At 37.4% G+C, this 9,706-nt stretch carries 10 protein-coding genes and 1 pseudogene; all 11 read right to left on the bottom strand.

Annotation, left to right across the window (positions count from 1 at the left end; translation table 11 throughout):
* Nucleotides 1–595 (bottom strand): annotated as a pseudogene (locus GHI45_RS04515) (transposase); the annotation flags it as partial.
* Nucleotides 596–641: 46 nt separating this feature from the next.
* On the bottom strand, nt 642–1,637 hold the full coding sequence (locus GHI45_RS04510) for a bacterial Ig-like domain-containing protein (RefSeq protein ID WP_147779638.1): 996 nt from the start codon (nt 1,635–1,637) through the stop codon (nt 642–644).
* 417 nt (nt 1,638–2,054) lie between these two features.
* The gene (locus GHI45_RS04505) at nt 2,055–2,159 is read right to left on the bottom strand and encodes a type I toxin-antitoxin system Fst family toxin (RefSeq protein WP_147779631.1); all 105 of its coding nucleotides are present in this window, start codon (nt 2,157–2,159) and stop codon (nt 2,055–2,057) included.
* Between the two features lie 115 nt (nt 2,160–2,274).
* Nucleotides 2,275–2,472 carry a hypothetical protein gene (locus GHI45_RS04500; RefSeq protein WP_147779630.1) on the bottom strand — a complete coding sequence of 66 codons (198 nt, stop codon included), beginning with the start codon at nt 2,470–2,472 and terminating at the stop codon, nt 2,275–2,277.
* An 81-nt stretch (nt 2,473–2,553) separates the two neighbouring features.
* A complete protein-coding gene (locus GHI45_RS04495; RefSeq protein ID WP_147779629.1) occupies nt 2,554–2,934 on the bottom strand; it encodes a glycosyltransferase family 2 protein in 381 nt (126 codons plus the stop codon).
* Between the two features lie 14 nt (nt 2,935–2,948).
* A complete protein-coding gene (locus GHI45_RS04490) occupies nt 2,949–4,472 on the bottom strand; it encodes a hypothetical protein (protein ID WP_147779628.1) in 1,524 nt (507 codons plus the stop codon).
* Complete coding sequence (locus GHI45_RS04485; RefSeq protein WP_147779627.1) at nt 4,465–5,439, bottom strand: polysaccharide pyruvyl transferase family protein; 975 nt, start codon at nt 5,437–5,439, stop codon at nt 4,465–4,467. Before GHI45_RS04485 ends, GHI45_RS04490 begins: the two co-directional genes overlap by 8 nt.
* 409 nt (nt 5,440–5,848) lie before the next feature.
* On the bottom strand, nt 5,849–6,919 hold the full coding sequence (locus GHI45_RS04480) for a glycosyltransferase family 4 protein (protein WP_147779626.1): 1,071 nt from the start codon (nt 6,917–6,919) through the stop codon (nt 5,849–5,851).
* Nucleotides 6,920–6,931: 12 nt separating this feature from the next.
* Nucleotides 6,932–7,885, bottom strand: coding sequence for a glycosyltransferase (locus tag GHI45_RS04475; RefSeq protein ID WP_147779625.1), 954 nt, complete (start codon nt 7,883–7,885; stop codon nt 6,932–6,934).
* Between the two features lie 79 nt (nt 7,886–7,964).
* Nucleotides 7,965–9,005, bottom strand: a complete 1,041-nt coding sequence (locus GHI45_RS04470) for an NAD(P)-dependent oxidoreductase (RefSeq protein ID WP_147779624.1) — start codon at nt 9,003–9,005, stop codon at nt 7,965–7,967.
* Complete coding sequence (locus GHI45_RS04465) at nt 9,002–9,706, bottom strand: 2-C-methyl-D-erythritol 4-phosphate cytidylyltransferase (protein ID WP_147779623.1); 705 nt, start codon at nt 9,704–9,706, stop codon at nt 9,002–9,004. Before GHI45_RS04465 ends, GHI45_RS04470 begins: the two co-directional genes overlap by 4 nt.

Raw genomic sequence — 9,706 nt, 5'->3', positions numbered from 1 at the left:
GATTGCTTTGATTTAAATCGTGGTTTAATCGTTGACATCTTAGGAAGTGTCATAGACTTAAGAAGTCGTAAAATACGTCCTTCGGAAATAGTAACGCCATAATCACGTAGAAGAATGATTTTAAAAGCTCTCGTTCTAATTCTTTTCTTGGCTTTCATATAAATTTCAAGAAGTAATTTTCTCAAGTGTTGATTCTCTATTTCACGTTTAGAAGGCTTCTTGTTAATGAAGTTATAGTAGGTAGAACGATTGACATGTAAAACACGACAGAGCATCACTGTCGTGTGTTCAAATCGGAGTCGATAGACAGCTTTTACTCTCACTTGGAGTTTTGCATGAATATGGCACTCGCTTTTTTTAAGATGAGATTTTCCTCTTCTAATTGTGCATTCCGCTTTTGTAATGCTTGAATTTGTTTAGCAGTCATTACCGTGTTATCTTCGAGTTGAACCTGAGAGAATTGCTTAATCCATTTAGAGAGTGCTGTTTGAGAAACACCATAGTCTTTACAGAGTTCAGCTTGCTTTTTACCTGTTTGATAGAGATTGACGAGAGATTGTTTAAACTCCTCGTCGTAACGTTTAAATCCCGACATAAAAGTCCTTTCATTTTTGTGTCTTCTTAGACAGATTATAGCACACTTATTTGTGTCCACTTTTATAGTATAGCTCCACAGTAGCTTGACCATTTGTAGCACTGATGATGTTAGCATTTGCACCAGAGATTACTGAAGTTGAAACAGCACCAGTTGTAGATGAAACTGTAGGAGCTACGACTGTTACTTTAACAGTTGTTGTTGCAGTTGAACCTGCAAGAGCAAGAGTTACAGTTTGAACACCAGTCTTAGTTGTGTCAAGACCAGTTACAGTCAAAGCTGCGCTATTGATTTGAAGAACACCATTAGTGTTTGTGAATAATGAATTTCCACCAGCGTCAGCACTCAATTCGTCTTGAGTAAGTGTTGAAGTAACGCCGTTTACAGTTACAGTTGTTCCGCTTGCGATTGCATTTTTAACAACGGCTGCTTCTACTTGAGCATTAGTTGCGCCAGCTGTTACTGTTGCATCTTCAGCAGCGATGCTTGCTGCTGCTTTAACACCGAGGAATGAAACTGATTGGTTGCCGTATCCAGCAGGAACATCAGTTTGATCTTGAGTATAGTAGTGATTTGCAGCTGAGTTAAATGTAACATATACTGGAGCAGCATTGTTATCATTTGCAGTCAATGAGTAAAGGTTTGAAGTGTAGAATTGAGTATATCCCAAAGCTTTCAAACGAGCTACGTTTGCTGCTGAGTTATCAGTAGTGTAATAGTGACCTGCAGATGGTTTATACCAGCTATTTACAGGTGTAGCACTTTGTGCTGCTGCGAAAGCAACAATCTTTTCAGAGTTGTAACCTTTAGTCAAAAGGCTATCAACGTATGCTTTGTTAGTTGAAAGATAGTGGTCATTGCCTTTAGCAACTTGATAAACTGGTACAGTACCAGCACCATTTGTAGTTGTGGCAGAGTTATTTACAGTTGCAGCATTTGCTGTAACAGCTCCAGTCATTGCAAGAGCGGCTACTGCAGCAGAGGCAACAAGCCAAACTTTACCAGATTTCCATGTGCGGAAATTTGAAACTTTTGTTTCCATTTTTTATTCTCCTTTGTTTGAATAAAGTAATTTATCGATTACGGTCTAATTATACCTTGTCTGTACAAGTATGTCAAGTCCTAATTTATATTATTTTAAAATTTATTTTTGTCTCCGCAAATAAAATAATTTTCATTTTATTTTCATGACCAATTGGACTTTTACGTGTTTTATGCGTTTGTTAATAGTGATTATAAATATGATTTGAGATAAAAAATCTGAAAACACTTGCCTTATTATTCTGTAAAAGTTATAAAACTGATATGGCTTGACTTCATCAGACAGTATGTTATAATAACAGTAACGAATATGAGTTGAAGCATTAACTCACAAAACGAGACACGCCGAATTGTCTCGTTTTTTCTTTGCAAATAAAAACGCCCTCCCGCCGAGGAGAACGTTTCTAAAAATGTGGAATTAGTGGCGCTTTTGATTCCTATTTTTTAACCAGTCCTTGAACAGTTCAAGGACTGCCCCTACCACGATAGGGGCGGCTACTGTTACGAATATAAGTTGAAGCATAAAACTCACCCCCTCCCTATGGCCGAATTGCTTCCAGTTCAGGTGCGCCGTCAACGATTATAACACAAGCAAGATAAAAAAGCAGTTTCTTGACAAGAGCTGCTTTTTTTATTTTTTATTCATAAGTATCAAGGATTTCAACTTTTCCTGATTTGAACCATGCTTTAACTTTGTCCATATCTGGATAAAGTCCGCTAGCATCTTTGAAGCCTTTACCACTCTTACCGCCATAATGGTGGATATCGTTTTCGTGATTGCGTACAGCGATGATTTTATTGCCTTCGTTCAGGATTTCTGCTTCAAGCTTAGTCACGCTCCACCACCATTGGAATTCTTCGTCAAGTTGGTGGGCATCATAAAGATCTTTATTGATTAGTAGGCAGTAACCGTCAGCTCAGACAGGTTCAGAAAGCACCGCACCATAACTTGAAATCCCTCGTCCTGGGTGGAGGTTAACCAAACGTTTGAGCCAGTTTTTGTTTTTGATTTTGACATCACTGTTAAGCAACAAATAAAAATCTGCATCTTTATCCGCATATTTTGCTGCGATGTTATTTCCGCCTGCAAACAATTCATTCTTGTCATTAAAGACAAGTTTGTCAATCATGCCCTTTTCTTTGAGCTTGTTCAACAATTTTTTAGTTTTTTCTTCAGAAGCATTATCGACAACAATGAGTTCATAGTCAATGCCTTCTGTGTTTTTCTTTAATGTTTGAATTGATTTTTTTACATATCTTGGAGCATTGTATGTAAGCATCAAAATACTGACTTTCATAATTAATTCCCTTTTTATTTTATAAATTTCTTGAGGACAAACGTACGTTCGGACTTGTTAAGAATACCAAACAGACCAAAACCTAAGCTGAAAATCATCAGTAATATGGCTGCAAAAGCTAGTGTTAACCAGCTATGAACAGGAATAAAGTGTCTGATAATTAAACCTATCAAAATATCTACCCCAAAGTTTAACAAGGTATATCCCAAAAGAGGGAAAAATGTTGTCCACTTTAAACCGAGATATTTTGCTGATACTGGAATAACAAATACGACATTTCTCAAAATACTAATGATTGAACTGATACCACAAATGGCGATTGCGGCACCTAAAGAATGTGTATATTCGAGTGCAACAATAGTTGCTGCTACACTTATCACACCGCTAATGATGACCGAATTCGAATTTGCTTTTGTCTTGTTGACAATGATGAACAAATTCCACAATGGTGCTGTTCCTACAACCACTGCATAACTTAACGAATACAGTATGGATAGAATTTGCAGATTTGTCGGATCCATCTCAGGTAGCCAAAGTGCAAAGAAATCATGTCCAAATGCTAAAAGAATTGCAAATGGAATGCCGAGGAGGGCAATATTGATTTTACCCGCTCGAAACAAGTCTTGCTTTAACTCATCAATCTTACCTTTGGCATACAAGATTGTCATGTTCGGCGTGAAAACACTCGTGATTGTTCCTTGCAATGAGCCCAAAAAGTTAGGGACGACTTGTGCAACAGCAATGATTTTCATCCATTCTGTCGCAAAAGCATTTGCCAAAATCAAATCCAATCCGCCAAACAGTAAAACACCGAGTTGGTTGACCGAATTCCAAATTCCTGTTGCAAGTAGTTCTTTGATTCTTGAAAAATGAATGTTTTTCACCTTCACTCTCAAGTCTTTGAGAATGCGCCGCTTATAACTAAATTGCCAAATCTGTAGTGCCACCATTGATACAACTCCGGCAAGTCCAACATACCAAAGCTTGGTAGGAAAACAAGCAAACAAGAGTACAATGACCAAAGCCCGCGTTCCATTTGAAATCATATTTCCAATAGATTGCAGATACACTCTGTTGGTCGCAAAAGCAGCGACATTCCAGACAGGCATGACTGTCGAGATGAAAAAGCTGATGAACACAAACATAAATAAAAGCTTGACGGGCATGACCAAATCAGGAGATATTTTCAAAAATTTATCCAGAAAGACAATCCCTAAGGTAACTGGGATTGACAAAATTGCCATCAAGGCAACATTTCCTGCAAAAGTTGATGAGTAAAATTCGTCAGCTTCTTGTTTATCTCCATTGACCAGTGCAATCGTAATGAAGCGTGAAGCCATCGAATTGAGTGCTACTGTGATAATAGTGATGTAGGATACAAAAGTATTTGCCATCGTGACAAAGGCATTGGCATCGCCACCTAACGTTTTAACAATATAAGGTGTCAAAAGAAAGCTAATCAGCAAATTGATTGCAAAAACAACCAATGCCGACACAAGATTGATAACCAAGCTTTTATTTGTTGAGGTTTTATTCATGTTTAAATTGTGCTTTCCACTTTTCAATCAAATCAAAGTCAAGATTGATTTTGGTTTCAAAGTCGTGATTGATGTATTCAGATAGTTGAGCAATATTTTCACGCTCTAACACTGGCAAGTCCCAGTCTCGTTTCATTTCGATTGAACGGTTATCTACACCGATGATAACAGCACGGCGTCCTTTTTGCATGGCACGAATACCTGCATGAAGTCGTGTTCCAACAAATTCAAAATCAGGGTCTTCAAGGTATTCATCATATTTTTGAAGTGAACCAGGAATTTTTTTAATGTTTTTGATGATTGAAGCATCTAAACCGTCAAAATAAGGTTCATCTTCTGCACCTTGCAGCCAAATATAAACTTCTTCATAGTTCTCATTCAAGCTCTTAAGCATGAGTTCATCTGCTGCCTTATCTTTACGATAATCTGTAACAGTAGTGATAACTTTTTTTGCTTTTGTATGAGGAATTGTTTTGCAATGTTCAGGAACAAGACGCCACAAGGTTGGACAACCTGTATTGACAACATTAGTAATGCCAATACTTTCTAACATTTTTTTCGTGTGGTTATCACGAACAGAATGAATGACCGTTTTGTTGAGAATGTGTTGATACAAGAATTTATTGGTAAATGATGGTTTTGATTGGTAATTTTCCCAACCAACACCAAACAAGATTACATCACGCACAAGAAAAGCATCACGATAACGCAAATTCCAACCATTGCTTGATCTAAAGTGTTTGTATCTAGAAGAAAGAATATTTGTTCCAGCGACAAATGAAGCTTCACTCTTATTTAAAATGAGTTTTCCTCTGCGTCCAACGACATCATGTGTAGGAACTGTGAAAAATTGATAGCCATCTTGATAAATGCTTGATAGTTCTCTTTTTACACTTTCATTGATTATTTCGTCTCCGACATTGAGTGTCCCAACGGACGTGTCCCAAATCGTAATTAGTTTCGTCATTATTTTCTCCAGTTTCACGCATATTAAAAATGGTAAGGCGCTATTAGCTATTTATCTTTTAAAAATACGTTAAATTTTAAAGTTTGCCTAAATGCTTAAAACATTTGTCCATTTTCTCTAGTCGCCTAAAACATTTGTCCGTTTGCTTGCCATTTGGCGTTATCGCTTCAGCGATTTACAGCCAATGGACATGCGCAGCTAGTTGCTAAAGCAACATAGAACACTTGTCCACTACTCGTAAGCAACATAAAACATTTGTCCGTTTTTTTCTAGTCGCTGAAGCAACTGATAAAAAGGCTAAAGTTGCAACGATAGTGGCAAGAGCAAAATGCTTAAAACATTTGTCCGTTTGCTTAGTTGCTAAAGCAACAAGAGCAAAAGGCACGAATATTAAAAATGGTAAGGGATATTAGCTATTTAATATCGTTTCTAAGATATCACTTGATTTTTCAATTCGATATTGTTGAACTTCTTCATAAGCTTTTTTAGCAAGGGCAACTTGTTTTTCTTCATGTGTCAACAAGTCAACAATCGCTGCAACAAAAGCAGCTTTATCATCTGGTGTGATTAAAATACTGTTTCCATCGTTAGCATAATCAACAATTCCGCCAATTCGACTTGAAACGACCGCTGCGCCACACGCCATTGCTTCCATACCTGTCAAAACCCATCCTTCAAGAACGCTTGGTAGAAGGTAGATTTTTGATTTCCCATAAATATCTTCACGGAGTTGGTCAGGATTTGCCTTGAATGTAAAATGCACATAATCTTCAAGTGGCATTACAGGCTCATAAGCACCAAAAAGTTCAACTTTCAAATCAGGCACTTGTTTTTTCACTTCTGCCATAATCTCAAGTCCAAGTTTTGTACGTTTGACTTCATGCGTATGATTAATCAAACAAACAACATTTTCACGATTTTCGATTGGTTTTGCTAGATAAAATTCATCTGGATTGTAAAAGTTAGGGAGATAATGAGGCTCAATACCTGAACCTTCAACCACTTTTTGACGTAATTCTTGAGAAATTACAATATTGCTTAGGCCTAGATTAAATGTTTCATTGAGTTTTTCAACTGATCCGCCATAAGACCATGTTTCAAAGTTTTGAATGAAATAAAACTTTTTCCCTTTACTCATAGGCAAACTTGAAACAAGGTGTGTCGTCGGAGCTGCTGTAGCAACTACAAAGTCCGCATCTGGAAATTCACTTGGGGATGTTACATCGTAGAAAACTTCAATGCTCTCATCAAGATCAATCCAAGTCACTTGTTTATAGTGTTTCACACGGTGATAAAGATGATTGTTGACAAAACGAGCCAACTTAGCCACTTTGAAAGATTTTCCTCTCATGTTAAACAAAAATGTAATCTTTACTTCGTAGCCACGTTTTACTAATTCATTTGCATATTGAACAACAATCTTGAAACCGCCAACGGGAATATCAAAATTTGCTGGTAAAACAAAATTTATTCTTTTCATGTTTTTCATTTCCTATTTCATTTTCTTCAATGCAAATAATAAATCTCTTATTCGCCCGCTCATGTTTGCATAATATGACCAATCTGTCAGTACTTGTTTGAATACTGGAAAGAATTTATCAGCTTTCGCATTTTCAACCCGACGACTGACAAAATCATAATAATCTTTTTGAACACTTGCTTGTGGATCATTGCGTTTTTGAAGCACATGATAGGCAATATAATGATAACCTAAAATTTTGTGTTCTAAATCATAAACATGTTTTTCTTTTGGATCGCCAACACTAATAATTTTACCACCACTTGCATTACCTGAGTGACGTTTGTGATTGGCAACGATATGATTGAAATTATATCCTGTTTCCAACAAACTAGACAGTCCTTCAAACAAAATATCATGTGTTAAAATATCAAATCTTGGTTCCCAGTAAGCCATGATGTCTTTGACCAAAGTCGTTTTAATTGCCAAAGTCATGCCTTGGCGGAAACCTGACAAATATTCTACGCGTTTTGGATACTTAGAGATTTCCTTATCCTTGTCATCAAAGACAAAGAAATGCGGAATGATGGCATCTTCGTCAAGTTTGACGATTTCCAAATCGCCACTCAAGACTTCAATATTGCCGTTTTCTTCCATTATAGATACTTGTTTTTCATTCTTATCTAGTTTCCAAGTGTCATCTTGGTCTGAAAAGAAAACATAGTCTGTTTCAAGTTCGAGGCTATCAAAGAGCAGCGCTCTAAAATTTGAACGCCAACCGAGATTTTTTTCGTTGCGTTTAATTGACCAGCCTTGCAGCTCATTGTCTGCGATATATTTTTCAACCGTTTGAACCGTTTGGTCGGTTGATCCGTCATCTCTGATCAAAACATAGTCAGGCTTGAGGCTTTGGTTTTTTATTGAATCTAATTGTTCTTGAATGAATTTTTCACCATTGTAGCTTGCCATCAATACTGCTGTTTTCATTTTTACTTCCTTTTTAACCAAGTGAGCTCCTGCTTCCCTCTCACTTGGTTGGAGAGATAAGCAGCGACTCGCTTTGCTTTCATTTCAAAATACTAATTGTTCGGTGCATACCTTGTGCCATATCCACTTGAGGTTGCCAGCCTATTGCTCTTAATTTTTGATCATCAAGAATAGCAAAACTAATCGGTGTCGTGACTGATGCATCTACCGTTTCTGGCAAATCAAACAAGACTTTTACTCCAGCTTCTGCTGCAACATAATGTGCAAAATCTGCCAAACTAATCGCATTGGCTGTCCGCGTTACATTGTAGGCATTGGCTGACTGACCTGCTGTCAGTACTGACAGAATTCCTGAAACGCAATCACTGATATAAACATAACTGCGTTGTTGATTACCAAGGCTTTTTAGGACAATGTCTTTAGCTTGTAGTGCGTCAGAAACAAAGGTCGCACTCACGCGATTGTCCTTGTCAGTATAATTTGGCCCAAACACATGCGAGAGTCTGACGATTTTCGTAGCGACACCATATTGTTTTTCGTATGATACGCACATGTTTTCAGACATTTTTTTACTGAGCATATAGCATGAACGTACGTTCATCGGATCAATAAATCCAGCCATTGTCTCTGAAAATGGAACAGCTTCTTTAGGTAATTCGCCATAAACTTCACCACTTGAGATGAAAAGAAATTGTTCTACCGAATTTGCTCGTGCATAATCCAACAGATTTTTTACGCCCGCAATATTTCCTTGAATGGTTCCAACGGGATCTTCCGAATAAGCACGCGGATTGGCATTTGATGCAGCATGGATAATCATATCCATCTTGTCATCAAGGACAAGCGGATTACTGACGTCTTGAATGACCAAATGAACCTCATCTAAAATGCTACTAAAACGAGCCTTCAATCTGCTTTCATTTCGACCAAGTGCAAAAATTGAAAGTTGAGCGTCTTGCTCTCGATTGAGTTTGACCAGTGTTTCAACTAAAAATGACCCGACAAATCCAGCAGCTCCTGTAATCAAGATTTTTTTACCAAACAATTTTTGGACATCAACGATGCCATTGATTGCTGTTTCTAATTCTGATTGATAAAGTGCTGAGTCAAAGAATGTCATTGTTTCTCCCTTTTTGCATTTAACAAGGCTTTGAAAATTTCCAAATCTTCTGCTGTTGTGATTTTGAAGTTCTTTTCTGAACCCAATGAAAATTGAACATCCATACCCAATTCGATAGCCAAAGTACAAGAAGCTACTGTTTCAGTGATGCCTTTTTCAACTGCTGTTTGGTACATCCCAAGCAATTTTCCAAGTTGCCAACCGTGTGGTGTTTGCGTTCTAAATAATTTTGTTCGATCGTAAGAAACGTTTGATTTTTGACCATCATCACTGTACAGAACAGCCTCAAAAGTTGGGACATTAGCGATTGCTGAACCAAATTTTTCCGCTTTGACAATACAATCTGAAATAATATCTTGCGAAACGAGTGGACGAACACCATCGTGAACCAAAACTGTATTATCTGGCCCATAATGTTTTTCAAGCTCCGTCAGTCCTTTCGTGACTGATTCTTGACCCGTTGCACCACCAGGAATGATATGTTTAAGTTTGGTAATGTTGTACTGTTTAGCATAAGCGCTCAGGACATTTTCCCAACCTTCCAAGCAAGTAATAGCAATCACATCGATGTTAGGATGCTTTTGAAATGCTTCCAAACTATAGATAATCAATGGTTTGTCATTGACATGAATAAATTGTTTTGGAACTTCTTGTTGCATTCGGCTTCCGATACCGCCAGCAGTTAATAATGCTAATCTCAT

This window comes from Lactococcus sp. dk101 (assembly GCF_009601055.1).
In the GTDB taxonomy this organism is placed as follows: domain Bacteria; phylum Bacillota; class Bacilli; order Lactobacillales; family Streptococcaceae; genus Lactococcus.
The sequence above is the reverse complement of the archived record's forward strand: the minus strand, read 5'-3'. Positions and strand labels throughout refer to the sequence as shown.

Bases quoted from the DNA above. Each gene is read 5' to 3' on its own strand.
- GHI45_RS04510 (WP_147779638.1), bottom strand. From the start codon at position 1,637: ATGGAAACAAAAGTTTCAAATTTCCGCACATGGAAATCTGGTAAAGTT.
- GHI45_RS04505 (WP_147779631.1), bottom strand. From the start codon at position 2,159: ATGCTTCAACTTATATTCGTAACAGTAGCCGCCCCTATCGTGGTAGGG.
- GHI45_RS04495 (WP_147779629.1), bottom strand. From the start codon at position 2,934: ATGAAAGTCAGTATTTTGATGCTTACATACAATGCTCCAAGATATGTA.
- GHI45_RS04490 (WP_147779628.1), bottom strand. From the start codon at position 4,472: ATGAATAAAACCTCAACAAATAAAAGCTTGGTTATCAATCTTGTGTCG.
- GHI45_RS04485 (WP_147779627.1), bottom strand. From the start codon at position 5,439: ATGACGAAACTAATTACGATTTGGGACACGTCCGTTGGGACACTCAAT.
- GHI45_RS04480 (WP_147779626.1), bottom strand. From the start codon at position 6,919: ATGAAAAGAATAAATTTTGTTTTACCAGCAAATTTTGATATTCCCGTT.
- GHI45_RS04475 (WP_147779625.1), bottom strand. From the start codon at position 7,885: ATGAAAACAGCAGTATTGATGGCAAGCTACAATGGTGAAAAATTCATT.
- GHI45_RS04470 (WP_147779624.1), bottom strand. From the start codon at position 9,005: ATGACATTCTTTGACTCAGCACTTTATCAATCAGAATTAGAAACAGCA.
- GHI45_RS04465 (WP_147779623.1), bottom strand. From the start codon at position 9,706: ATGAGATTAGCATTATTAACTGCTGGCGGTATCGGAAGCCGAATGCAA.